Raw genomic sequence first — 25,230 nt, 5'->3', positions numbered from 1 at the left:
AATAAAAAAAAACCTCTTAAAAAATTATCTTATCAATGAACTAAAAAATCCTTCTGTTTTAATGAGTTTTTCGTAAGTCCTGTTTATATTTAATTTTCGAATAACAGAAAGCAGGGAGCTAAATATGATAAATTTAAAATCACTGAAGTGGTGTTTTGGTATTGCTTTGTCTTTAGGCCTATGTGCGTGCATGGATATGCAACGTTCTGAACAGACCAATGCGCAATACTATGAAAAAATGAATGCTAAGAATGCGCAACAAACAGGAAAACAACCCAAAGCGCAAAAGACTTATGCCTCAAAAGATCCCACTCAAAAAGCAACTCCAGGACCTAAGCGCAACGCTGCGCCTCAAATCCCCGTAATTCAATAATGATAATTGTCCCCGGGGTATGGCTTGTGCCTAACCCGGGCTACCGCGTCGAAGCATTAGCTTAATTCCTTAAAAAACTTGCAATAACCTCTATGTAGATGTTAGTTTACTTCTAGTTTTGTTTCTTTCAACGGAATGATCTTTAATTTATGAAAATGGTATATAGAATCACAGGGATTGTTTTATGCTTAGGCTCTTTTTTATTGTCCAATAAAATTTTTGCTGTGAATCCGACTGGAATTCTAACTCCTTCCGTAATAAACAAAAGCACCACCACTAACCCCAAAGATCTTCGTTTAAAGAAAGCACTAGCTCAAACAACAAACCAAGTGCAAGAGGACAGTGAAGAAGCTAAAAAAATATATAAAGAGCGCCTGAAAAAAAATCCTAATGATGAAGATGCTCGTCTTCTTTTGGCGAATTATTACTTATCAAAGAGGCGGGATTTAACGGCTCTTAGAGTAATAAAAGAAGGATTACGACTAAATCCAAACAGTGTTTTATTGTTGATGAAGTTAAGTGATGTCCAGACTTACCTTACAGCCTACGCTCCAGCGATTGCAACTAACAAAAAAATACTCACCTTGGATCCGAATAATGCATATGGGAAGCAATATTTATCCGATGTAAACCAAATTATTCCTCGCTATGTATATGGTGTGAATGAAATCGGCTTTACCACAGATAACTCCTATGTGACAGGTTTTCATCAGATTTGGGATTATTCTTCACTTTATTACACTCGAGATACGAGCTACGGTCGATTTGGTGGCCGTATTAATTTTGCCGCGAGACAAGGATTTACCGCACCCCAATATGAATTGGATTTTTCACCGGTACTTAATCGAGATGTTTCATTTAACTTGATTGGTACCTACGCGAATCAACCCAATTTATTTTCTGATTATTCCTATGGAGGACAGGCAAACATTAATTTGACGGATACCCTCCAGTTTACGGGTGGAGCAATCTACTCTAACATCGCGCCTACTTTTTTTATGACCTATATTGCCGGCCTAAATTATGCAGTAGGTAATTATTTATTGAGTGTTACCCCCTACTATTTTGTGCCACAGACCAATGTTAAATCATTGTTAATGACGGGGGTTATCAAACGTTTTTTCACTACTGAGGATCATTCACTTTCTTTGACTGTTGGTATAGGCCATAGTCCTGATTTGGCCAATTTGACGACAGTTGATTTTATTATTATTAAGAATGATTTTGCCAATCTGTTGTATGAATTTCCAATATTAGCACACCGCTTCGTTATTGATTTACAAATTGGATACCAACGCTGGGAATTCCCTACAGGTGAAGTAAATAATTTTTATGATACATTAGTAGGTTTTAAATATCGATTTTAAGAGTGCCTAGAATAAGTTGGACCTGATGGCCCAACTCTTACATTGTCAGACTACTAAAAAGGATACTGTTGTTTATTTCATCCTCTTTTTCCCTACGCGCTTCATCCATTTCTGTCTCTAATTGCATTAAATCCAGTCCATCTTGAATCATTTCATCTCTTACTGATTGTCTGGAAGCACGATTTCCAAAGAAGCTCATTTTTTTCTTACCAGCTTTTTCGATTGCCTGATGAGATGTTCTTGCATTTTTGTGATCTCGATTTATTGCTTTATGAGCCAAATGAGTTGAAGTTTTTTGTTTCATACTTGAACCTTATTTTCCTATAAGTTTTTTATTAATTCCTGTCCCTACATTACTCTTAGAAGTAAAGTCCATTTTTACTTCGGATCAGTTAAATTGGTTTACGGCATGTTCTCTCTTTTTAAAAGAATACACCCTCAAATTAACAGGGGGGCAAACTATGCAACAGATCGGCATCGATTTTCAAGAGATTTTTCTAGGGTCTACTAACAATTCGTTAAATTGAGCCGGCGTAGCAGACCCTAATGAATTATTGCGGAGCAATCATCTCTTCGGGTTTTACTAATTCCGCAAAGCGTTCCGCTGTTAAAATTCCAAGTTTAACTGCTGCTTCTTGCAAAGAGGAGTCGTCATGGTGCGCAGTTTTAGCAATTTTGGCTGCTTTGTCATAGCCAATATGCTGGTTGAGTGCAGTGACGAGCATTAAAGAATGATGTAAGTAATAGTCAATAACTTTATGATTGGCTTCGATTCCTTCAGCACAAAACTCTTGGAATGAATGACATGTATCGGCCAACAAATTGAGGGAATGAAGTACGTTAAAGATGATTACCGGTTTAAACACATTCAATTCAAAGTTGCCTTGACTATCAGCGATACCAACAGTTGAGTCATTTCCGAGTACTTGCGCGCAAACCATAGTCATGGCTTCGCATTGAGTGGGATTGACTTTTCCAGGCATAATTGAAGATCCAGGTTCATTTTCTGGGATAATTAACTCACCAATACCGCAACGTGGGCCAGAAGCTAACCAGCGAATATCATTTGCAATTTTCATTAAAGCACAAGCCAATGTTTTCATTGCACTGTGGGCATTAACTAACGCTTCGTGTGATGCCAGAGCAGCAAATTTATTATTTGCGGTAACAAAAGGTAATTGGGTAATTTGGGCAATGTGTTTGGCCACTTTCGTTGCAAACTGCGGATGAGTATTTAAACCAGTTCCTACAGCAGTGCCTCCTGCAGCTAATTCATAAAGCTCAGGTAATACATTTTCAAGTCGTTGGAGGCAGGCATCCAGCTGAGCAACATAACCAGAAAATTCCTGGCCTAAGGTAATTGGCACCGCATCTTGTAAATGGGTTCGGCCTATTTTGACTATATCTTTGAATGCTGCCATTTTAACAGCCAAGGCATCACGTAAATTTCTTACTGCAGGGATTAATTTTTTATTAAAAGCAATCGCTGCAGCAATATGCATTGCTGTTGGGAATGTATCATTTGAAGATTGGGACATATTCACATGATCATTAGGGTGGATAGGCGATTTACTTCCCATGGTTCCGCCAGCCAACTCAATGGCGCGATTTGAAATAACTTCATTGGCATTCATATTAGATTGAGTACCACTTCCTGTTTGCCACACATGTAAAGGAAAATGCTCGTCTAACATCCCTTTGCTGACTTCATCCGCAGCTTGAACAATTAAATCCGCTTTATCTTTAGGTAGCTTACCCAAGTCCAGATTGGTCAATGCGGCTGCTTTTTTCAGGATACCAAAGGCGTGAGTTACTTCACGTGGCATAATGTCTTTGCCTATATTAAAGTGATGTAATGATCGTTCAGTCTGTGCGCCCCAATATTTGTCGGCAGGGACAGCGATTTCACCCATGCTATCAGATTCTATGCGTGTTTTGCTCATGGTTTTTAATTTCCTTACTGCGTTTAGGGTCTGTTGACAACAGACACCCTAGTGAAAATAAAAAATTCTATCACATAGGGCAAAAATAAGTAATTTTTGTTATAGTGTTGCCAATTAATATATACGTAGCCTGGGTGCAGCGAAGCGGAACCCGGGAATGGAAAAATATGCTATCCCGGGTTCCGCTTCGCTGCACCCAGGCTACTTTTACTCCGTAAGAGACCAGTAAGCACATGAGAGCAGTACGTATTTATCAATCTGGAAACTACCATACAGGTCAACTTTTAGAATTATCTCCCGAAGCCAGCCAGCATGTTGGAGTCGTTTTGCGTATGCAAGTAGGTGAGAAGCTCACTTTATTTTCTGGTGATGATCGCGAGTTCGATGCAACTATAGACACTGTGAAAAAAAAGCAGGTTTCTGTTGTTATCGGCTCGATAACTAAGGTAAGTCGTGAGTCACCATTGACCATCCATTTGGCGCAAGCTGTTTCCAAGGGTGAGCGCATGGAATTTGTCATGCAAAAAGCAGTTGAACTCGGTGTGGCCAGTATCACTCCTATTATTACAGAGCGCTGCGTTGTCAAATTAGATAAGGAACGAATGACAAAAAAGCTTCATCAATGGCAGGCGATTGTCATCGCAGCGTGTGAACAATCAGGACGTAATCAAATTCCTCCAGTAAATCCTCCTGTTGCTTTTGAGGATTATATCCGTGAGTCTCAAGCTGGATTGAAATTGATCCTGCATCCTGGTGAGAGTAAGAGTTGGCGCGATTATGTGATTGGATCTTCTGCAATTGCTTTGCTTATTGGCCCCGAAGGAGGATTAAGTGATCCTGAGGTGCGATTGGCGTGTCAGCATGGGTTTCAACCTTTATCCATGGGGCCAAGGATTTTACGCACAGAAACTGCTGCGATTACTGCATTAAGTGTGTTGCAAGCGGTGGGTGGTGATCTATAATAGTACTTGTAGTCAGTCTCTCTCAATGCGAAAATCTAGAAGCATAATGGATTTTGAGTACAGGTCGAATGAAAAGTCTTTTTGAAAAGCCTTTATAAGATGAAGTAGATAATTTCCGAAGATTTTTCATTCATGCTATGCCAAATACATCTATTCCTTGATACTGAGTTTGGCGACTAACTAATTTTAAACAACAGAGGTTAACTCATGAGTGATCTTATTAAAACGATATCCGATGCAAGTTTTGAACAGGATGTAATCCAGGCAAATAAACCTGTTCTAGTTGATTTTTGGGCTGAGTGGTGTGGTCCATGTCGTGCATTGACACCTATATTGGAAGAAGTAGCTGCTACTCATGGTGAGCAAGTAACTTTTGCCAAAATTAATATTGATGAGCATCCACAAACTCCTGCAAAGTTTGGTGTGATGAGTATTCCTACATTGATTTTATTTAAAAATGGTCAGGTAGAAGCAGTTAAAATGGGTTTGCTTTCAAAATCTCAATTAAGTGCTTTTGTTGAGAGCCACGTTTAATTTTTTATTTTTCTAAATAAAAAATGTTGTATCTTTTAGTAAAGCTGTGATAGCCTGTTGCAATATGTGATATAATATAAATATATCACATAGGCAGCAGAATCCTTAGCTGCTATTCTTGAATAATATTTTTCCCGGATACCCAATTCGAAATTAATCAACCAATCAAGTGAGAAGTATGAATCTTAGTGAACTTAAGCAATTGCCTATTGCCGATCTCTTTAATATCGCACAAGAGATTGGTGTCGAAAATCCTTCCCGTATGCGCAAACAAGAAATTATTTTTGCCATTCTTAAGGCGCACGCCTTAAAAGGTGAAGACATCCACGGTGATGGGGTTTTAGAAGTCCTGACTGATGGTTTTGGTTTCTTGCGTTCTGCCGATGGCTCTTATTTGGCAGGCCCTGATGATATTTATGTATCACCCAGCCAAATCAGACGTTTTGGTTTGCGTTCTGGCGATACGATTTCAGGTAAAATTCGTCCTCCCAAAGACAGCGAACGTTATTTTGCTTTGTTGAAAGTTGATGAAATCAATTATGATTCACCTGATAGTGCCAAACGAAAAATTTTATTTGAAAACCTTACTCCTTTATTCGCTACAGAGCGTTTGGTTATGGAGCAAGGAAATGGCAGTACGGAAGATTTGACGGCTCGAGTTGTTGATTTATGTGCTCCTTTTGGTCGAGGACAACGCGGTTTGATTGTTTCTCCACCTAAAGCAGGTAAAACATTAATGCTGCAAAACATCGCACGTTCTATAGAAAAAAATTATCCTGAATGTTACCTCATTGTCCTATTAATCGATGAGCGTCCTGAAGAAGTAACTGAAATGCAACGCTCTGTAAAAGGTGAAGTGGTTGCCAGTACCTTTGATGAACCTGCTAACCGCCATGTTCAAGTTGCCGAAATGGTTATTGAAAAAGCCAAACGCTTGGTTGAACACAAGCGTGATGTGGTGATTTTGCTTGACTCAATTACTCGCCTGGCTCGAGCTTATAACACCGTGATTCCTTCATCTGGTAAAGTACTGACTGGGGGGGTTGATGCCAATGCGTTGCAAAGACCTAAGCGTTTATATGGGGCTGCACGTAATATAGAAGAAGGTGGTAGTTTAACTATTATTGCTACGGCACTGGTAGACACAGGTTCTAAAATGGATGAAGTGATTTACGAAGAATTCAAAGGAACCGGTAATATGGAAATCCATTTGAGTCGTAATATTTCTGAGCGTCGCGTTTTCCCTGCAATTAATATCAACCGTTCAGGTACACGTCGTGAAGATTTGTTATTAAGTCCAGAAGATCTACAACGTACTTGGATATTGCGCAAAATCCTGCAATCTATGGATGAATGTGATGCAATTGAGTTCTTACTTGAACGCATGAAGAATCATAAAACCAATGCTGAATTCTTTGATGCAATGAAACGTCAAGAGTAATACCTGTATAAAATGTAGCCTGGGTGAAGGCCCAAAGGGCCGAACCCCGGGTTTCACTTCGTTTCACCCAGGCTACTCTAGGGGATTTTATTAATGAAATACTCTGATTTAAGAGATTTTATTGCACAACTCGAATCACGTGATTTATTGAAACGCATCACCTATCCTGTATCACCCTATCTTGAAATGACGGCAGTAAGTGATCGCGTATTGCGTTCCGGTGGCCCAGCGCTTCTTTTTACCAATACTCCAAACCACCGCATGCCTGTTTTAACCAATTTATTTGGTACCGTTGAACGTGTAGCCATGGGAATGGGTGAAGACAGCATTAGCGCATTGCGGGAAGTCGGCAAATTATTGGCTGCTTTAAAGGAACCTGATCCTCCCAAAGGATTTAAGGATGCTTTTAATAAGCTCCCTTTGTTAAAGCAAGCATTAAACATGGCACCAAAATATGTCAGTGGTGCAGAATGTCAAAATCAGGTTTGGGAAAAAGATGAGGTCGATCTGACTTTGTTACCCATTCAAACCTGCTGGCCTAAAGATGCTGCTCCATTAATAACCTGGGGGCTCGTAACTACCAAAGGGCCTCATCAAACCCGTGAAAATATGGGAATATACCGACAGCAATTGTTGAGCAAAAATCAATTGATTATGCGTTGGTTATCCCATCGCGGAGGTGCGTTGGATTATCAAGCTTGGCAAAAAGCCTATCCAGGCGAGCGTTTTCCTATTGCTGTGACGCTTGGAGCCGACCCTGCAACAATACTTGCGGCCGTAACACCAGTTCCCGATACTTTGTCTGAATATGCTTTTGCTGGATTATTGCGCGGTCAACGCACCCGTTTAACAAAGTGCATTGGAAATGAGTTGCATGTCCCGGCGAGTGCAGAAATTATTTTGGAAGGTTATTTAGAACCTGGAGTTGAGGCTCCTGAAGGACCTTATGGAGATCACACCGGTTATTACAATGAAGTACAATCTTTCCCTGTGTTTACTGTAGAACGCATGACGCACCGAGATGATCCCATTTATCACAGCACCTATACGGGTCGACCACCTGATGAGCCCGCTATTCTAGGTGTTGCATTAAATGAAGTGTTTATTCCTTTGTTGCAGAAACAGTTTCCAGAGATTGTTGATTTCTATTTACCACCGGAAGGATGCTCTTATCGTTTAGCAGTAGTTACAATGAAGAAGCAGTATCCTGGACATGCAAAACGAATTATGATGGCAGTGTGGTCATTTCTAAGACAGTTCATGTACACCAAATTTGTCATTGTTTGTGATGATGACATTGATGCACGCAATTGGCAGGATGTGATTTGGGCAATGACGACACGCATGGATCCTGCACGAGATACAGTAATGATGGAAAATACCCCAATTGATTATCTGGATTTTGCTTCACCCGTTTCGGGTTTAGGCTCAAAAATAGGAATGGATGCAACAAGTAAATGGCCGGGAGAGACACAAAGAGAATGGGGTGAGCCTATTGTGATGGATGAAGAGATCTTAAAAAAGGTCAATGGTTATTGGTCTTCTTTGGGGTTAGATGAATGAAGGAAAAAACAATCAAAGCACTTGTAGAAGATATTTCACCGTTGACAGACACCATTATGCGTTTGGTTTTAACACCAGAGAAGTACGTTGATTATCAAGCAGGACAATACTTACAAATTCTTTTTAATGAAGAAGCTTTTAGCTATTCTATTGCTAATGCGCCCTTAGGATCACATAAATATGAACTTCATATACGCCATAGTTTAGATAACCCCTACAATCAGCGATTATTTGCTCATATTAAAGAGTATGGGGCGGTGCGTATTCGTGTGCCTTTTGGTACGTGCTCCATTGAGCATTTGCATCCTCAACGTCCTATATTGTTTATCGCTGGTGGAACGGGGTTTGCGCCAGTAAAAGCTATGATTGAGCACTTATTATCGACATCAGATACTCGTCCTTTTGAATTATTTTGGGGTGCGCGCTTGCAGAATGATTTATACATGGATGAAAAGGTAATGAGTTGGCAAGCTCATGTGAGTCGTTTTAACTATTTTTCTTCGGTATCAGAAGATAATAGCGTGCCTCTTGCTTCTTTTGTACTTGCCAAGCATCCACATGATCTCGGCGAATGGCAAATAGTGATTAGTGGTCCTTTTGATATGGTGTACAGCACACGTGATGCATTAGTAAAGAGTGGTGTTTCACCGGCTTATTTATTTTCAGATGCATTTAGTTTTGAAGCAAAATAAGGAAGTATTTTATGGAGACTTTGTACCAAATTCTAGGTCTTATTGGTGCCGGATTGATTCTTTTCATTTTATACCGCGCGATAAAAGGCAGTCCTGAACAATTTAGTAAAGAAAATTTAAATAAAAGTTTTTTTACTATGGGTGTTTTGGCGCTTATTTTGATTGGTTTTATTGCACTATTAATTTTAATTTTAAGGAATACGTAATACACGTAGCCTGGGTGCAGCGAAGCGGAACCCGGGAATACAGCATTATTGATCCCGGGTTCCGCTTCGCTGCACCCAGGCTACCAAACTACAATACACCCGACTACAAATTGCATCTAATGTGAAGGACTTGCATTACTATAATGTCCCCCATTTTCTTTTAAATAAAATCCGATATTCGGATTGTTAATGGGCATTTGGCTTGTGTCCGCAATCAGCATGCATTCTTCCACATAAGTGATTTGGCTACTGTCATCAACCAATAAGCGATACCAAGGATTTCGTGTCGCAAATTCGCGTTTATGTGCTTGCGGATTATAACGTCCCGAAGCCTGAAACAAAGGATCAACATCCACTACAATCGCTCTGTAGCGGCTGTGTCTATGAATCACTAAATCCCCGATGTTGAATCGTGCAATTTTATTCATACGAGCCTCTTTGTTGAGCATCTTGAATAATATATCGGTAGAAATAAAATAAGCTTGAAGGTTATGGGAAACTGTTGATGCAGTAAGTACTACCTCATAGTTCATATCAAGTTTCCGTGTAGGTATTAATCACTTATTTGCTTGATTTTCTGGGCTATTATCAGTTTTTGTTTATTCAGGATTTGAGCGAAATTGGTCTAGCTCAATCAAGTTTATTCCTTTTGCAGAATAAGCGTGCTGAACTGTTGTCCATACTTCATTATATGAATTCATGCCTGGAATAATCAGATAATGGACACAGGGATCAAGTACGCATACTCTTTCTCCTGCCTTTACTAAACCTTCCGCTGCTTGTTGTACGCATATATTTCCACAAATTCCAGTAATCATCAGTTCGCTGTACGCTTGATTTTGGAAAAAATTGAGAAAAGACAGAGCAGGTTCATCATAAATATGATGTGCTGCATTGAAAAAGCGGGGATTACTTAAATCAATTCCCTTTTTAAGTTTCATTCCTGCTTCAGGAGCAGAGAAATTGATTTTAGCAAAGCGGTAGATTGGGATTTTTTCTTCCAAGCTCTTCAGGCGCTCCTCGATGGGTTGTGAAATAGCTGCACCAATGGTGCCGTTAAGACAATGTAATCCATATTGTCCCTTTTCTGGATTAAATTGTTGCAATTCATTGTGTTCGATGTTTAGAGATTTTTGCGTATGTATTTTCCCATAACTTTGCATCATTATTTGTGCATCGAGGTTATCCGGAGCGCGTTGGAAGACATGTGCATCTTGAGTGGTAATTATCTCGATTTGACGACAAAGCTCGGGGTGATTTGTAATCAGTTCGACAAGCGCATCAAGTAATGCCATATTACGAAACAATGTGTTTTCCCCACCAGGGGCATATAAGGCAAAACCTTGAAGTACAAAGTCATTTTGTATGTCGACTAAAATAAGCGCTAATTTTTTAGTTTTATTCAGTTTTTTAAGGACTATTTTTTTTAACTCTTCTTTCAGTTTAGGTTCTGATTTAGCATATTGTTGATTGATTTCATGAAAACGAGAAGGAATATTTTGACGAAATAATTCTTGTGCTTGTAAGTGTGCTGCCAGTCTTAGTTCATCGGACATGTTCATTTTATCGCAATAAAAAAATTAAGCTGAATAATACAAATATAAAAGACTTCTTTCTATTATTATAATAATTTTAGCTGCACAAGAATGTATTGTTGGTATGGTGGAACATCCCACGAAAATGGGAATTTATTTCTAAATTAGTATGGGTGTATCCCCGTTTGCTCGGGGATACATGACATGGGTAGACTATCTTTATTTTAGTTATTCTCGAATAGGCTGCGGATGTCTTCTAAGGCTGCATCAACAGGAGCTTCGATTTCTTTTTGTGCTGCAGTTTTATCAAAGAAAGGGGTTGCTCTGCCAGTCCTAACTTTTGAAACAATCAATTTACCTAGTGTAACCACGCTAAACAAGAAATTGGCTATACGCGCAGGCCAAGATTTGTGTTCGCTCATGACATCATCTTGACTGTGTAATCTTGCTTTAACTTTCATTTCAAATTTTTGATACGCCTCTTTTCCTGGAATCTCGGCTTTGTTTTGATAAACAAATTGATCCACATCTTTTGCAAGATCCTCAGTAAGCTTTTTTATTGTCCCTTTTTCAGGCTCAGGTAAGGTTGCTGCATAAATCTCTATCCCTTTAATCTTTTCATATAAGCCTTGCATTTTCAGAGCATATGCTTCACATTTTCCTTTTTTGCGTTGCAAAGCCAAAAGAACCTCTTTCGCTTTTTCAGGAAGATTTTCTACGTTCTCAGGGTTTGCATCTGCCTCCATCAGCTTAAGTGCAATCCTACTAAGAGTAGCTTGCATTTTGACGCCTTGAAACTCATCCATTTTAGTAGTAATTTTCTGCAGCAAGATGTCACTGTTTCCGGAATCTATATATGCCTTTAGTCCCATCTTTTCATCATTAGCGAAATCATCAATGAATTTATCACGACTATCTTTATCTCTAGAATCGAAAAAATCCTTAGCATGATAATGCTGATTACGATCACTTTGATAAGCGAAAAGCATTTGTTTAAATTCAGTGGCAAGCTCTTCACGTTTTTTTAACTGTTGCTGTCTTTCTAATTCTTGTTGTTCTCTTTGCTCTGTTTCCTTAATTCGTTGATTAATATCAGCTGCCTGATCTGTAAGTCCTTTAATTGTAACCCTATCTATTTCATTGATTTGCGCACTAAGTTGGGTAACTTCTGTGGATAGTTTATCTCGCTCATCGTAATTGGAATTTAATTTGATTTTCAGTTCTTCTAATGCTTTTGCGGCGTCTGAGAGAGGCTCTAAACAACGTTGATCTTCTCTTTGAGCGAATTCCGCGTCTGCAATTTTTTTGGGGACGACTCTTGATAAGTTTTCGTAATCTGTGCTTGCCCAAGTGCGAACATAATTTGATTTGTCTTCCTCTAGAATTTCCAGCATCAACTGAAAACCTGTATTTGCAGGCTCTTGGTGGCTGAGGATACCTGATTCATTTGCCAGTTTTGCAAGTACTTTACTGCCATATGCTTTATAACCTAGATCAAGATGTGCTTGAACTTTATATAGAAAATCTAATAATTTTTGTGTTTTCTCGGGATGTGCTTCATCCTTATATTGCTTTTCAGCATCACTTATAATAGTAAATTGAGCTGCGATATATGCTAAAACAAGTTCTTTATTTTTAGTATCTAATTGTTTTGATGGGCCGGCGTGTAGCTGGGCTTGTTTAAGAGTATGAGGTATATCTGTTGTAATTATGGTTGCATTTTTTTGGTTATACTCTTCTATTTTTTTTTCTTTTTCTAATTTGGTTTTTTGCAGCGCAGCAATTTTTTCTCTTTGTACTCTAATTTGCTCTTGTTTCTCTTGATATTGACGGGTTAACTCAAGTTTATCTATCATCTTATCTTACATCCCAATGGTTAAAATAGGGGCACATTATAAAACAAAATTCTCGTCTGGCCATTAATTAATCACTAAATTTGTTTAAAATAAATGCAAAAAATGGGTTAAATGAAATAAATTGCAAGAATAATCCCTGTTTCATAAAGCAAACAGAGCGGTACAGCGAGCATGATTTGAGAAAAAACATCGGGGGGAGTAAGTAACATGCCTACAATAAAAGCGCCAACAATGACATAAGGTCTGATTTTTTTGAGCGTCATTACCTCAATGACTTTTAAACGCACCAAGACAAAACAAATCAAAGGCACCTGAAAGCAAAATCCAAAGGTCAAGAGCATTCTGGTGATAAAATCCAAAGCATAGGTCATATCAGGCATGTAGCGCACCCCTTTGGGCATAGCGTGTGCAAAAAAATGAAACATAAAGGGCAGGACCAGATAAAAACAAAACAAAACCCCAGCAAGAAAAAGTAAGAGACTGAAGATTAATGCAATACGAAGTGTTGTTTGTTCTCTTTGATACAGACCGGGACTGATAAATCGCCAAAATTGAAATAAAGCAATTGGAGCACTCAGCAACATTGCCGCATCTGCAGCGAGTTTGAGTGGGGTAAATACAGGGGATGTTACTTGAGTAGCAATTAAGCCTTCTTGGGCTGAAAGTGTATGCAGTAGCGGACTAACTAAGGTATGGAATAAATCATTTGCCCAAAAAAAGAAAATAAAAAATAAACTGCCAAACCAAATTAGGGTCTGTAATCCACGACGACGTAATTCTAAGAGATGATTTAGCATGAGTTTTTTATGTAAAAATTAGAGCGTTATTCTACCACCCTTACAGCTATTAAGTTAAAGGATTTCCCTTCTCCCACAGTCGGAGAGAAGATTTGGTTCTTAATTAGTCAAGAAAACTTCCCTTCTCCCCACCGGGGAGAAGGTGCCCGTTAGGGCGGATGAGGGTTCACCCTTATTTTTAAGCTTCAGCAAGTTCTTTGCTTTTAATACCAACTTTTTCGGGTCTGATTTCCCTTAAACGATTAAACTGATCAACAAAAACCACGGTTGGAACCAGGCTTGCACAGTCTTCTTCTATCACTTGGGTAAAAGAGGCGATAATGATCAAATCTCCAGGAGTTACCAGATGTGCTGCTGCTCCATTAACGCAGATTTCGGTAGAGCCAGGTTTACCGGTAATCGCATAAGTCTCAAATCGAGTACCTGCAGTAATGTTCCATATATTGACAGCTTCATAAGGTAATATATTCGCTGCCTTAAGAAGCTCCGGAGAAATAGTAATGCTTCCTTCATAGTCCAAATCGGCTTCAGTGACACAAGCACGATGAATTTTGGATTTTAACATTTTTCTATACGCCATAATGATCCCAGCCTTGTTCATAGTGGGCGAATTTTACACCAAATTGTGAAGTTTATGCTATAAATTTCGTGCTTGGATTTAAAAGTCGACCGTGGACTCGTTATGGAAAACCAGGATTCTGCTTTACTACACCTAGGCTACTTTTTATTGAGGATGCACGTTATAATTGGCTTTTTATTTATGGGATGAACTAAGGTGAGGCATAGCCCACGCAAGCGGTTTGGCCAGAATTTTCTACAGAATCGGCACATTATTGATGACATTGTACGAGCAATTAATCCGCAAGCAGAAGATAATATGCTGGAAATTGGCCCGGGCTTGGGTGCGTTAACTGAGCCATTGTTGCGTCGCTTAAATCATTTAACTGCAGTCGAAATCGATACCGACTTGCAAAAATATCTGGCTGGGTTGCCTATTGCGCAGGGGAAATTGCATTTGGTTGCCGCTGATGCATTAACCCTTGATTACAGCCAATTTGGTCCCCAATTACGTGTGGTAGGTAATTTACCTTATAATATTTCCACACCTTTGTTAATCCATTTATTACGTTTTACATCAGATATAGAAGACATGCATTTTATGTTGCAAAAGGAAGTAGTAGAGCGTATGGCAGCACAACCCGGTAGTAAAGCCTATGGCCGATTAACGGTGATGCTGCAATATCATTGTGCCGTGGAGCATTTGTTTGATGTCCCCCCAGAAGCATTTGATCCACAGCCCAAAGTAGATTCTGCGGTGGTTCGTCTTATCCCCCATCGCAGATCTCCCTTTGAGAAAGTTTCTGTAGCGCAGTTGGAGCGACTGGTGGCAAGTGCATTTGCTATGCGTCGAAAAACGCTTAATAACAATTTAAAGGGAATAATAACGGTTGAGCAATTGAGCACTTTGGGTATTGATGGAAGTAAAAGACCAGAACAAATTTCCATTTCGGAATATGTTCAACTAGCGAAATTTATTTCCAATTAGTGTAAAATTAATCATCATGGACATAATTTTTCAATTGGAGTTACTAAATTATTATGGAGATGGCCTTGTTTCACCGTCAACGTCAGCGTAAAGGTTCCTTGTCCTCGCAAGGTAAATCTTTAAAAGATTTAACACGGATTGTTAATGCGAATCTTATCTTGTCAGAAGACAAGAGACAGATATTACTTAAAAGGATGAGAATGTTATCTGGCCTAGAAACGGCACGATACGACAGTTTGTGCGGCATTCTAGTCAATAACTTAGTTAACTATTGCCAAAATTTACCTGAGACGGCAAACAGTTATTATTCACAGCAAGGTGGGCTGGTGGATCATGCGCTGAATCGTACAGAAGCAGCACTAAGTCTTTTTCAGGAGTTCATGGTACAAGATCAGCCTGAATTATTATCTGAAGAACAAAAACTTTGGCAATATGCACTTTTTTCCGCAGCTATTCTGCAAGGTATAGGCAAGTTATTTGTTGATTATCGTGTTAGTTTTTATGATGCGAATGGTCAATTTTTAAAAGAATGGAATCCTTTACTTGAGAATATGAGCAGCACGGGGGTTTATTACTTTTATGAGTTTGAAAAAGAACCCGAAATTGAATTTCGACGTCGTCTAAATTTATTGTTGGCAAGAACACTAATGCCAGCAAGTGGATTTGCCTGGTTAGCGTCTAATCCGGACGTTCTTGCTGTATGGCTTGCCTTATTAAATGAGGATGAACGTTCGGCCGGAACTTTAGGTGCCATCTTAATTCGCGCAGAAGCGATTGCTATCCAACGTTATTTACTTGAATTTATGGTGAAAGGTACGGCGGCTCATAGCGGCGGTCGTTACCGTGCGGGTACTTTTTCTGGTGGTCAGCCTGAAACCTTATTAGAAAAAGAACAGGCAGTAGGCATGGAGTTTATTCAATGGATGATTAAAGCCTTAGATGAAGGCCGAATTATGATCAATAAAGCACCATTATTTATGGTACCCGGAGGTATGCTAATGTGTGCGGAAATGTTTCAATTATTTGTGCGCGAACATCCTGAATATAAAAATTGGCAAGCGGCACAAAATGGATTCTTATCCTTAGGTTTACATAATCGTGCTGCTGATGGTGGCGTGCTCAGCCGATTTGAAACAAAAAACCAAATGGAAACTGGAGTTGTATTTTCTAAGTATGCCCTAGCCTTACCGGAATCAGTAAAGGTAGTGCAAATGAGCACAGGAAAAGTAGAATCTATGTCTGCAACGGAATTGATTCATAAAGCACAATTTAGCAGCCAGTTTACCCAGCAACAAAGTACCGGTTTGGTTAATTCATTGCAAAAATTGGATGCGACAGGGAAATGGCAAGCCATTGAAAATGAAGGGCATGGGCTTAGGCCAGGAGCTAAAAACGGTGCCTGATTATGCAATTGGTGACGTGCAAGGTTGTTATGAACCCTTGCAACGGTTATTGGAGCTCATCGATTTTGACGACAAAACAGATCGTTTATGGTTTGTTGGCGATTTGGTGAATCGAGGTCCAGAATCTTTGGCTGTCTTACGTTTCGTGAGTTCCTTAGCCGTTACACCTCGGGTGACTCTTGGCAATCATGATCTACACCTGTTAGCTTCACTCTTTGGGGATAGACCATGGAAAGGATATGATGATACATTGCAGGGAGTAATGCGTGCTGCTGATGGTGAAGCTCTGGGACATTGGTTAAGAAAGCAATCCATTTTGTATTATTCCCCAGAGCTTCATGTGGTCATGTGTCATGCAGGAATTTGTCCTTTGTGGGATCTGCAGCAGGCGATGCAGTTTGCTAAGGAACTTGAAGAAGTACTTGCTGGCGAACATTATCGCGATTTTTTATCGCATATGTATGGCAATAAACCCGATATTTGGTCAGATGATCTCGAGGGCAATGACAGACTACGGGTAATTACTAATTATTATACGCGCATGCGTTTTTGTGATGCACAAGGACGGCTCGAGCTGGGTTATAAAGGAACTATTGCTCAGGCGTCCGCAAATCTTTATCCTTGGTATGAAGTACCGCATCGTAAAGAAATTGAGGTCGATATTGTTTTCGGACATTGGGCTGCTTTAATGGGAAAATGTCCAAATCCCAAAATTCATGCAATAGATACCGGATGTCTTTGGGGTGGCCAATTAACTGCATTACGCTTGCAGGATATGCAGCGATTTGCAGTCTGGAATAAAAAATGATGTTACTAAAAAAATTGTGCTTCATCGCTTCATCCTGCATAGCCGTTAAGTTAAAAATCCCCTCTCCCATTCGTGGGAGAGAGGTAGGGGTGAGGGTTCATTGGCCGCAATCAATACCCTCATCCGCCCTAAAGGGCACCTTCTTCCCATGGGGAGAAGGGAAATTCCTTAATTTAATGGCGGTGGGGGCGGGACGTAGGCAATGGAGAGTAATGACATCTTTCTTACTCTGTTCCTTGTTTGGGTTTAATGCCTGGTCGATCCCAGTTAGTGACGATGTACAAGTAAAACAAGCAGAAGAGAGACTGCAAAACGCAATAAAGAATCCTGAATTTATGTTGCATAACTGGATAGAACTACCCACTTCTCCGGCTGCCCGTAATAAAAAAGTACATCAGTTGAGTATAAGAGAAGCGATTTTATTAGCCTTACGTTACAACCCCAATATTCAAAATGCCGAACTGGATCGCATTGTTCAACGCTATCAATTACGTTTGGCCCACAATCAGTTTGAATTGCAATATGCTTTAGGTGCTTCTGGAGTGCTCCAAAAAAGCAGGTTCAATGGTGTGGGTACCGATACAACCCATACGTTGTTAGCCAGTCCGGAGTTTAATTTGAAAACAAAGCTCGGGACAGAAGCCAATTTATCAATAGATAATAACGTCAATGAAAATAATAATTATAATCCCACATTGAATTTTTCCTTAACCCAGCCTTTATTACGCGGTTTTGGGAAATCAGTCAACGAGGCAGCACTTTTAGATGCTGAGGACAATGAGTGGTTAAACAAATTAAATTTACAACAGTCAGTTGCCGATCAGGTCACGCAAGTCATTATGGCTTACCGAATGCTCATTTTGAGTGGGAATAATTTACAGAATCAGCGGTTGCAGTTAAAAGAAGCTAAAAAATCTTATGAAATTAATGAAAAAAAAATAAAGGCGGGTCAATTAGAACCAACAGGGAACATTCAGCAATCGTATCAAATCGAATCGTTAAGTTTAATGGTGGAACAAGCCGAAAATGATTTTCAAACTGCATCGCAGGATCTTTTGCAAACTATTGGTCTTGATCCGGAAATGCACATATCAGTTCCCAGCGATGTTGCTTTAGACAAACTCACAGTGCCTAATTTACAGCAGTCCATTGATCAGGCTTTAAATCATAATACAATTTATTTAGCACAAAAGATGACATTACGGGCTGATGAGCGTGCTTATAAAGTGGCAAAGAATCAGCAGCTATGGCAATTGGATCTGTCAGGCAATGTGCAAAGTGGCGTGGTGAATGATGTGACTGGTGTTAATGGCGGTTTAAATGGGATTTACAATGGAAATAATATCACGGAAGCTGCTCGTTTAACCCTAACTGTGCCCCTCCATGATATCGGTCGTCGCAGTCAATTGATTAACGCTAAAGTCCGCTTGGAAAAAGACCGCTTAAATTTACTTGCCACAAAACGAGCTTTAATAACGAATATAACCAATACCATTAACAACATAAGAAGTTTGGCAAAACGTTATCAATTAGCACTAAAACAAGTGAAACTGGCGGAACAATCCTATGCATTGGAGAAGAAAAAACAACAAGCAGGTATATCGAGTGCGTTGGATGTTAACAACACACAGAATCAGCTGATTCAAGCGCAATCTGGATTAATCAATGCAAAAATTGCCTATCTCAATCAGATATCAAATCTGCAAAAGACATTGGGAACAACGCTGGAGCATTGGCAAATTAAATTAAGGTATGGTGGATGAATAGGTATTTAAACAAATCAAAACTTCTAATTTTATTATTGAGCGGGTTTCTTTTATCTTCATGTGGTCATCATGAAAAGAAAAAACCGGTTGCCTTACACCAGTACAAAGTCGCAGAACAGACTATGCATAAGACCCTGCATTTTACTGGAACCGTTCAGCCTTTGCATGAAAATACAATCGCCAGTCCAATTGAAGCAGTGGTTGAAACAATGAATTTTCATTATGGGCAGATGGTTAAAAAGGGCGATATGATTTTAACGCTGAACTCCACTGAGCTACAAAGGCAATTTAATGAAACATTGACAGAATACTTAAAAGCCAAAGACAGTTATACCATAGCAAAGGCTAAATTTGTTGGCACTCAGGATTTATGGGATTCAGGTCTATTGTCCAAGAATAATTACATGAGTGAAAAATCAAATGTGGACACCGGTCGGGTTACTTTAATGCAATCCACACGTAAACTGACGGAAATGCTGGAAAAACTTGATGAAAACAGTCCAAAAAATTTATCGGCTTTAAGTTTGGCTGATTTCGATAAGATAAAAAACATTTTGACAGCAAATCACAATGTGATTCGTTTAAAATCACCAGATGATGGAATACTGCTGTATCCGCCTAAAGCCGGAGAGGATAAAAGTGCACGTGTGACTGTAGGGTCTACAGTAAAGTCAGGCCAAGTTATTGGCTTAATTGGTGATTTATCTGGGATCCGTATCGAAATTGATGTCCCAGAAATTGACATCACCCAGATTCAAACAGGCATGAATGCTACTGTAAGCGGTGTCGCATTTGGTAAATATCAATTAAAGGGACAATTGGTTAGCGTGAATGCACAAGCATCAACGAACAATGGCTTACCTTTTTTTACAGCAGCAGTTGAGGTTAAAAATCTAACTCCTGAACAGCAACATTGGATCAAAGTGGGTATGAGTGCATCCATAGAATTAAGCGTAGATAATGGCAAACAGCTTCTTGTCCCTATTGCTGCTATAAAACGGGAAAAAGGCCAAAGTGTCGTGCGCGTGCAAACTAAGCCAGGCGTTATTGAACAGCGAGTGATTACAACGGGTGCTGCGCAAGCGGATTCAGTGGTTGTTGAGACCGGTTTAAAGGCAGGTGATGTGGTGGTTTATGAGTGATCTCGTTATAAATTGTGATAAAAACAATTCCTCGAGTTATAATTTGGAAGAGGATGCGCGTGTTCTTAAACAATCCTTAAATCCCGCTTTGAAAGCGCCGGATGCCAGCAGTGTAAAAAAGACGCAGCCACCATTAATGATGCTTTCCAATCTTATTAAGACGTACCATCTTGAAGGTATCAGCACCACGATTTTAAAAGAAGTCTCACTTACAGTGCATGAAGGAGATTTACTTGCGATTGTAGGAGCTTCTGGTTCAGGTAAATCGACTTTGATGAATATTATGGGACTTCTGGATAAAGCCGATTCTGGAACCTATTTATTGAAAAATCGTAATGTTGCTGCATTGAGTGATGATGAATTGGCGGAATTACGAAATCAAAACATCGGTTTTGTTTTCCAGCAATTCAATTTATTACCCAGATTTAGTGCTATGCAAAATGTAGCCTTGCCACTAATTTATCGTGGCGTTGGTGCTGCTGAAATTAAGGAACGGGTACTTGCTGCTCTTGAGCGCGTCGGGATGCATCAGTATGCACAACACCGCCCCACACAATTATCTGGTGGACAACAGCAACGCGTTGCCATCGCTCGTGCTTTGGTAACGGAACCGCAAGTGATTTTGGCAGACGAACCTACGGGTGCTCTTGATTCACGTACCGGCAATGACGTAATGAATTTATTTTTAAGTTTGCATGCACAGGGACGTAGTATCATTATGATTACCCATGATGAGCAGATTGCAGCATTGTGCCAGCGAAAAATCACGCTTGTGGATGGTTTTGTGATGGCGGAGACTGCATCATGAATTTTGCCAGACATTGTCAGCAAGCGCTAGTGAATTTGACCGCCGCTAAGTTACGTTCTTTTTTAGCGGTTTTAGGCATTTTAGTGGGTACTGCTGCAGTTGTAGCTTTAATTAGTAGTGGTCAACTCGCTACGGAAAAAGCATTAGCCCAATTCAAGGCATTAGGTACCGATTTATTGGCAGTAGCGGTTTATCCCAAAACGACGGACAAATCATCTTCTGGAAGTATGGAGTCAATTTCTGTCGCGCAATGGGAGCAATTGCCTGAGCGAATACCCTATATAGTTGATATGGCACCCTATAGTACCGCATATCAACCCTTGAGTTTTCAAGGCAAACAAATGCAAGGGGCTGTCATCGGTGCGAATGAGCATTTGGCAAAAATTGTGCATATCAAATTAGCTGCCGGGCATTTTGTTTCTTTTGTTGAATCTTATGAACACTATTGTGTCATTGGAGCTGGTTTAGCGCGACAAATCCAAGAGATCAGTTTTGATGATCCTATAGGCAAACAATTACGCATAGGACAATCCTTGTATACGATTATTGGTGTGGCTGAGCCTTGGAAAGAAAATGGCTTTTTCAATGAAGATGTCAATCAGGCGGCGATTATTCCATTGGCTGGAATTAGTCTCGTTAGTAAGGATGCGAAGGTGAACAATGTGGTTATGGAGTTGAAACCTGATAGTCCTATAGATGAGGTGATTGAAGAAATAAAACAAATTATTGGTTCAATCGCTCCCAAATTGAGTGTTTTCCCACGTAGTGCAAAACAAATTATTGCCAGCATGGAAAATCAAGGACATATTTTTACTTTATTGCTTGCGGTAATTGGTGGCATTTCACTTCTGGTTGGTGGCATTGGGGTGATGAATGTCATGTTGGTTTCAGTTAGTGAGCGTAAAAAAGAAATTGGTATTCGTAAGGCCGTTGGTGCCAAAAATAGTGAGATTCAGGCACTATTCCTAGCCGAATCAGTGATGCTTTCTTTATTGGGAGGTATCCTTGGGGTGCTTTTAGGGCTAATTTTTACACGCATTTTAGCCTATTTTAGTGATTGGAATTTTTCAATCTATTTTCTTCCTCCAGTAGCTGGATTTTTAGTATCAGCGGCCACTGGAATTTTCTTTGGTTTTTATCCTGCACGACGCGCCGCAAAATTAGAGCCGGTAGTATCCCTACGCAGCGAGTAATAGACCAGTTGGACTTTTAAGAGATTACATATGAGGATGCTCCTCCTCATCATCTTTTGGGTTATCAGATTTGTGTTCGAGTCGATCCTTAAATGAATGAACTACATCTGATGCACTACCTACTGCACTGCTTCGAGCTCTTACCTGATCAAATAATTCTTCATCTTCCCCCCCTTCTTCTTTGACCGGTTCTGTCTGTGCTTTTTTTATAGAGTCAAGTCCAGTACCTATTGCATCAACTATTTGTTTTAGTCGATAAGACTCTGTAGCGTCCTTTGACTTTTGCATATTGTTGAATAGGTTACGTCCTAATTCTTTAATTTGCTCAAGAAAAGCTTCAGCTTTTTGTGGCGTTTGAGCATTTTCATATTTTCTTGCAAGCGAGTTATATTGCTCAGCTAGTTTATGAAGATTATCAGGCCATGAAATGGTAGTGCTACTGCTCATTTCTTTAAACATAATAACACCTAGGGGTTTTGTTTGTCTTATATACAAATAGTAGACTAAAATTTAATGAAATGTGTTTACACTTAGTTTGTAGCCTGGGTGCAGCGCAGCGGAACCCGGGGATCGGTACTATTTTATTTCCCGGGTTCCGCTGCGCTGCACCCAGGCCACATGTTACATGTCCAATTTATTGCTCTATTGCATGCAATTTATAAGTACCTTATGATGAAAAACTCTTTTTATCATTAAATGGACTTGCACATGTTAAAAAAATTTTGGGGCGTGATGGTCTTAACATTGGGCCTTTTTTCTATTTCTTTTGCTGATTCTGCCTCGCAACAAACTAGCTCTTCAAATAATGACCAAGTTCCCTCAAGTTATTTGCCTGTGGTGATTCACGAGACGTTTAATAGTATTTTGCAGCGCATGAGTAGTGCAAAAGAAGCGATTAATGAGCGTCAGCAAGAACTATTAAAAAAGCGTTATGACTTAAGCAATAATCCTTCGAAAACGGTGAAAATGTCTGGTGGAAAACCCATCCAAGAGGGTGTGCGCGTGAAGCTTCCTCAGGGGATTACATGGGAGCAGCTGGCTAAAATGAGTCCCGAGGAGATTAAGAAAAAAGGCCTATTCCCACAGGGATTCTTACCATTGCCTCATCCCAATCATCCCGAAGGAGGGATGTTATTCCCCAAATTTGTTATCGATGAAATTAAAAAACAGGAAGATAGAGATTTGACCCGTTTTGATTTGGATTTTGATATTCCGGATCATTTTTTACCTCCATATCCTTCTCCTATTTATCTGACGACCCGACCTGATCTGGGTGATGTATCGCAAGGTAAAGTAGTCACGCTCGAAAACTATTATGAATTATTTAATGGGATATTGAATCCGAAACAAATCGAGGGATTGCGGTTGTTGCTTACTCCATTTCCTCAACAACAATTCAACCAAACTGAAGATCGACGTACAGTAAAACCAAGTCGTGGCGTGGCGTGTTTTGATTGTCATACCAATGGGCATACGAACAAAGCAACGCATTTGGCTGGTGATGTTAGACCTCAAGAATTTCGCCATCGTATCGATACCCCAACCTTACGCGGTGTGAATATCCAAAGATTATTTGGTTCTCAACGTGCATTAAAGACAGTTGAAGACTTTACTGAGTTTGAACAACGAGCAGCCTACTTTGATGGTGATCCGGTTATTGCGACTAAAAAAGGCGTCAATATTCTGGAACGGGGTAGCCAGGTTCATTTCATGGCCGAATTCCAAGAAATTCTAGATTTTCCTCCGGCACCTAAATTGACTTGGGAAGGTAAGTTGGACCAGGCCAAAGCAAGTCCCGCAGAATTACGTGGACAAGAATTATTCTTTGGTAAGGCAAAATGCTCCAGCTGTCACACACCACCTTACTATACAGACAATACTATGCATAATTTACAGACGGAACGATTCTATCAACCACAGATGATTAATGGCGTGAAAGCAGTGGGCGATGGACCGATAAAAACATTCCCTTTACGAGGAATCAAAGATTCGCCACCTTACTTACATGATGGTCGTCTGTTAACTCTTGCAGACACAGTTGAATTTTTTAACATAGTTTTGCAATTGCAGTTAACTCAAGATGAAAAGGCCGATTTAACCGCATTTATGGAAGCATTGTAATACACGCGGTATAATCGCTTAACTTTGCTGGCCTGGATTTTATGTAGCCTGGGTGCAGCGCAGCGGAACCCGGGTTTTCTATCAAAGGTTTTCCCGGGTTCCGCTGCGCTGCACCCAGGCTACATTGGAGCAAGGCTATGATAAATGGTCTATCTTAAGTATTAAGATGGCAATCAGATAACTTAAAAAACAGGGGGAAGGGCTATGAAAAAATGGGGACTTGCGATTATCGCATGTGTTCTAATACATCATGCTGCCTTTGCACAACAAAATTGGAATGATTGGGTTGCAGGTATCAGAGCGGAAGCGTTAGAAAAAGGGATTTCAGCAGACATTTTTGATGAAGCCTTTGCAGGGATCCATGAACCAAGCCATCAAATTAAAGGTCTTTTACATTCGCAACCAGAACATCGGCTTACTTTTATTAAATACCGCAACACGCGCGTCGATGCTTATAGAATTGCCATAGGACGCAAGGAATATAAAAAGAACCAGGCTGTATTAGAAGCAGTAGCCAAACAATATGGGGTCAATCCTTGCTTTATTGTTTCATTTTGGGGTATGGAAACAAGTTATGGTACATATATGGGGAATTTCCCCGTAGTGAAAGCCTTAGCGACCCTTGCTTATGACTCCAATCGAAAAGATTTTTTCCGTAAAGAGTTATTTATTGCCTTACGGATTCTGAATGAAGGGCATGTTGACTTGGCTGATTTCAAGGGAGAGTGGGCAGGAGCCTCAGGCCAACCGCAATTTTTACCTTCGAGCTGGGTTAAATACGCTGTAGATTACGATGGTGATGGTCGAAAAGACATTTGGAGGAGTAAACCTGACGTATTCGCTTCAATTGCAAACTACATGAAGCAAAACGGATGGCAAACTGGTGAGCCATGGGCAATCCAAGTCAAATTGCCTCGTAAATTTGATATGGCAATGGAGGGTAAAACCATTGTGAAACCGGTGAGTGAATGGAATTCTTTAGGGGTGCGCACAGAAGATGGCAAGCCTTTACCTTATCAAAATCTGCAAGGTAGTATCGTTCAACCATTGGGTGGCCCAACATTCTTAACCTTCCCTAATTATAAGATGATTTTGCATTACAATAATTCCATCTATTATGCAGGAGCCGTAGGGTATCTAGCAGATAAAATTTGCCAAGGGCAACAAAGGTAGC

Annotated in this window: 25 protein-coding genes; 17 read left to right on the top strand and 8 right to left on the bottom strand. The window is 40.0% G+C overall.

What is annotated here, in order from left to right:
- Positions 1 to 124: 124 nt before the first annotated feature.
- Entirely contained in the window at positions 125 to 373 is a 249-nt protein-coding gene (locus tag Lstg_RS12655) for a hypothetical protein (RefSeq protein ID WP_058478049.1), read from the top strand.
- A gap of 149 nt (positions 374 to 522) precedes the next feature.
- Positions 523 to 1,740 (top strand): YaiO family outer membrane beta-barrel protein, encoded by a 1,218-nt coding sequence (locus Lstg_RS12650; RefSeq protein WP_058478048.1) that lies wholly within the window; start codon positions 523 to 525, stop codon positions 1,738 to 1,740.
- 37 nt (positions 1,741 to 1,777) lie between these two features.
- On the opposite strand, the gene Lstg_RS12645 is transcribed toward Lstg_RS12650, so the two are convergent.
- Together Lstg_RS12645 and fumC are read right to left on the bottom strand one after the other, a co-directional pair.
- On the bottom strand, positions 1,778 to 2,044 hold the full coding sequence (locus Lstg_RS12645; RefSeq protein WP_065235615.1) for a hypothetical protein: 267 nt from the start codon (positions 2,042 to 2,044) through the stop codon (positions 1,778 to 1,780).
- 247 nt (positions 2,045 to 2,291) lie between these two features.
- A complete protein-coding gene (fumC, locus tag Lstg_RS12640) occupies positions 2,292 to 3,683 on the bottom strand; it encodes a class II fumarate hydratase (protein WP_058478047.1) in 1,392 nt (463 codons plus the stop codon).
- Positions 3,684 to 3,916: 233 nt separating this feature from the next.
- Here fumC and Lstg_RS12635 point away from each other — a divergent pair, with 233 nt between their 5' ends.
- The 6 genes from Lstg_RS12635 (at position 3,917) to Lstg_RS12610 (ending at position 9,081) form a co-directional block, all read left to right on the top strand.
- Positions 3,917 to 4,645, top strand: a complete 729-nt coding sequence (locus Lstg_RS12635; protein ID WP_058478046.1) for a 16S rRNA (uracil(1498)-N(3))-methyltransferase — start codon at positions 3,917 to 3,919, stop codon at positions 4,643 to 4,645.
- A gap of 207 nt (positions 4,646 to 4,852) precedes the next feature.
- Positions 4,853 to 5,179 carry a thioredoxin gene (gene trxA / locus Lstg_RS12630; RefSeq protein WP_058478045.1) on the top strand — a complete coding sequence of 109 codons (327 nt, stop codon included), beginning with the start codon at positions 4,853 to 4,855 and terminating at the stop codon, positions 5,177 to 5,179.
- 178 nt (positions 5,180 to 5,357) lie between these two features.
- On the top strand, positions 5,358 to 6,620 hold the full coding sequence (gene rho / locus Lstg_RS12625; RefSeq protein ID WP_019232746.1) for a transcription termination factor Rho: 1,263 nt from the start codon (positions 5,358 to 5,360) through the stop codon (positions 6,618 to 6,620).
- 93 nt (positions 6,621 to 6,713) lie between these two features.
- Positions 6,714 to 8,183 (top strand): 4-hydroxy-3-polyprenylbenzoate decarboxylase, encoded by a 1,470-nt coding sequence (gene ubiD, locus Lstg_RS12620; RefSeq protein WP_058478044.1) that lies wholly within the window; start codon positions 6,714 to 6,716, stop codon positions 8,181 to 8,183.
- On the top strand, positions 8,180 to 8,875 hold the full coding sequence (locus tag Lstg_RS12615) for an NAD(P)H-flavin reductase (RefSeq protein ID WP_058478043.1): 696 nt from the start codon (positions 8,180 to 8,182) through the stop codon (positions 8,873 to 8,875). Before ubiD ends, Lstg_RS12615 begins: the two co-directional genes overlap by 4 nt.
- 11 nt (positions 8,876 to 8,886) lie before the next feature.
- Complete coding sequence (locus Lstg_RS12610) at positions 8,887 to 9,081, top strand: hypothetical protein (protein ID WP_058478042.1); 195 nt, start codon at positions 8,887 to 8,889, stop codon at positions 9,079 to 9,081.
- Positions 9,082 to 9,197: 116 nt separating this feature from the next.
- On the opposite strand, the gene hspQ is transcribed toward Lstg_RS12610, so the two are convergent.
- From hspQ to panD, 5 genes are all read right to left on the bottom strand, one after another.
- A complete protein-coding gene (gene hspQ, locus Lstg_RS12605) occupies positions 9,198 to 9,509 on the bottom strand; it encodes a heat shock protein HspQ (RefSeq protein WP_058478052.1) in 312 nt (103 codons plus the stop codon).
- Positions 9,510 to 9,680: 171 nt separating this feature from the next.
- Positions 9,681 to 10,643, bottom strand: coding sequence for a cysteine hydrolase family protein (locus Lstg_RS12600; RefSeq protein ID WP_058478041.1), 963 nt, complete (start codon positions 10,641 to 10,643; stop codon positions 9,681 to 9,683).
- A gap of 197 nt (positions 10,644 to 10,840) precedes the next feature.
- Positions 10,841 to 12,472: a hypothetical protein gene (locus tag Lstg_RS12595; protein WP_058478040.1), complete on the bottom strand. Its 1,632-nt coding sequence runs from the start codon at positions 12,470 to 12,472 to the stop codon at positions 10,841 to 10,843.
- Between the two features lie 107 nt (positions 12,473 to 12,579).
- A complete protein-coding gene (tatC, locus tag Lstg_RS12590) occupies positions 12,580 to 13,269 on the bottom strand; it encodes a twin-arginine translocase subunit TatC (protein ID WP_058478039.1) in 690 nt (229 codons plus the stop codon).
- 178 nt (positions 13,270 to 13,447) lie between these two features.
- Complete coding sequence (gene panD / locus Lstg_RS12585; protein WP_058478038.1) at positions 13,448 to 13,849, bottom strand: aspartate 1-decarboxylase; 402 nt, start codon at positions 13,847 to 13,849, stop codon at positions 13,448 to 13,450.
- A 195-nt stretch (positions 13,850 to 14,044) separates the two neighbouring features.
- On the opposite strand from panD, the gene rsmA reads away from it, so the two are divergent.
- The 7 genes from rsmA (at position 14,045) to Lstg_RS12550 (ending at position 21,935) form a co-directional block, all read left to right on the top strand.
- Complete coding sequence (rsmA, locus tag Lstg_RS12580; RefSeq protein WP_058478037.1) at positions 14,045 to 14,815, top strand: 16S rRNA (adenine(1518)-N(6)/adenine(1519)-N(6))-dimethyltransferase RsmA; 771 nt, start codon at positions 14,045 to 14,047, stop codon at positions 14,813 to 14,815.
- Positions 14,816 to 14,868: 53 nt separating this feature from the next.
- On the top strand, positions 14,869 to 16,218 hold the full coding sequence (locus Lstg_RS12575; protein ID WP_058478036.1) for a conjugal transfer nickase/helicase domain-containing protein: 1,350 nt from the start codon (positions 14,869 to 14,871) through the stop codon (positions 16,216 to 16,218).
- Positions 16,211 to 17,026 (top strand): symmetrical bis(5'-nucleosyl)-tetraphosphatase, encoded by an 816-nt coding sequence (locus Lstg_RS12570; RefSeq protein ID WP_058478035.1) that lies wholly within the window; start codon positions 16,211 to 16,213, stop codon positions 17,024 to 17,026. Before Lstg_RS12575 ends, Lstg_RS12570 begins: the two co-directional genes overlap by 8 nt.
- 212 nt (positions 17,027 to 17,238) lie before the next feature.
- Positions 17,239 to 18,789 carry a TolC family protein gene (locus Lstg_RS12565; protein ID WP_115324518.1) on the top strand — a complete coding sequence of 517 codons (1,551 nt, stop codon included), beginning with the start codon at positions 17,239 to 17,241 and terminating at the stop codon, positions 18,787 to 18,789.
- On the top strand, positions 18,786 to 19,934 hold the full coding sequence (locus Lstg_RS12560; protein WP_058478034.1) for an efflux RND transporter periplasmic adaptor subunit: 1,149 nt from the start codon (positions 18,786 to 18,788) through the stop codon (positions 19,932 to 19,934). Before Lstg_RS12565 ends, Lstg_RS12560 begins: the two co-directional genes overlap by 4 nt.
- A 136-nt stretch (positions 19,935 to 20,070) precedes the next feature.
- Positions 20,071 to 20,742 carry an ABC transporter ATP-binding protein gene (locus Lstg_RS12555; protein ID WP_058478050.1) on the top strand — a complete coding sequence of 224 codons (672 nt, stop codon included), beginning with the start codon at positions 20,071 to 20,073 and terminating at the stop codon, positions 20,740 to 20,742.
- Entirely contained in the window at positions 20,739 to 21,935 is a 1,197-nt protein-coding gene (locus Lstg_RS12550) for an ABC transporter permease (protein WP_058478033.1), read from the top strand. Before Lstg_RS12555 ends, Lstg_RS12550 begins: the two co-directional genes overlap by 4 nt.
- A 24-nt stretch (positions 21,936 to 21,959) precedes the next feature.
- Here the strand turns inward: Lstg_RS12550 and Lstg_RS12545 are convergent, their stop codons facing one another.
- Positions 21,960 to 22,394, bottom strand: a complete 435-nt coding sequence (locus tag Lstg_RS12545; protein ID WP_058478032.1) for a hypothetical protein — start codon at positions 22,392 to 22,394, stop codon at positions 21,960 to 21,962.
- Positions 22,395 to 22,643: 249 nt separating this feature from the next.
- On the opposite strand from Lstg_RS12545, the gene Lstg_RS12540 reads away from it, so the two are divergent.
- Complete coding sequence (locus Lstg_RS12540) at positions 22,644 to 24,056, top strand: hypothetical protein (protein WP_058478031.1); 1,413 nt, start codon at positions 22,644 to 22,646, stop codon at positions 24,054 to 24,056.
- Positions 24,057 to 24,260: 204 nt separating this feature from the next.
- A complete protein-coding gene (locus tag Lstg_RS12535; protein WP_058478030.1) occupies positions 24,261 to 25,229 on the top strand; it encodes a lytic murein transglycosylase in 969 nt (322 codons plus the stop codon).
- The last annotated feature ends 1 nt before the right edge of the window (position 25,230 follow it).

Source organism: Legionella steigerwaltii (assembly GCF_001468065.1).
GTDB lineage: Bacteria > Pseudomonadota > Gammaproteobacteria > Legionellales > Legionellaceae > Legionella > Legionella steigerwaltii.
The sequence above is the reverse complement of the archived record's forward strand: the minus strand, read 5'-3'. Positions and strand labels throughout refer to the sequence as shown.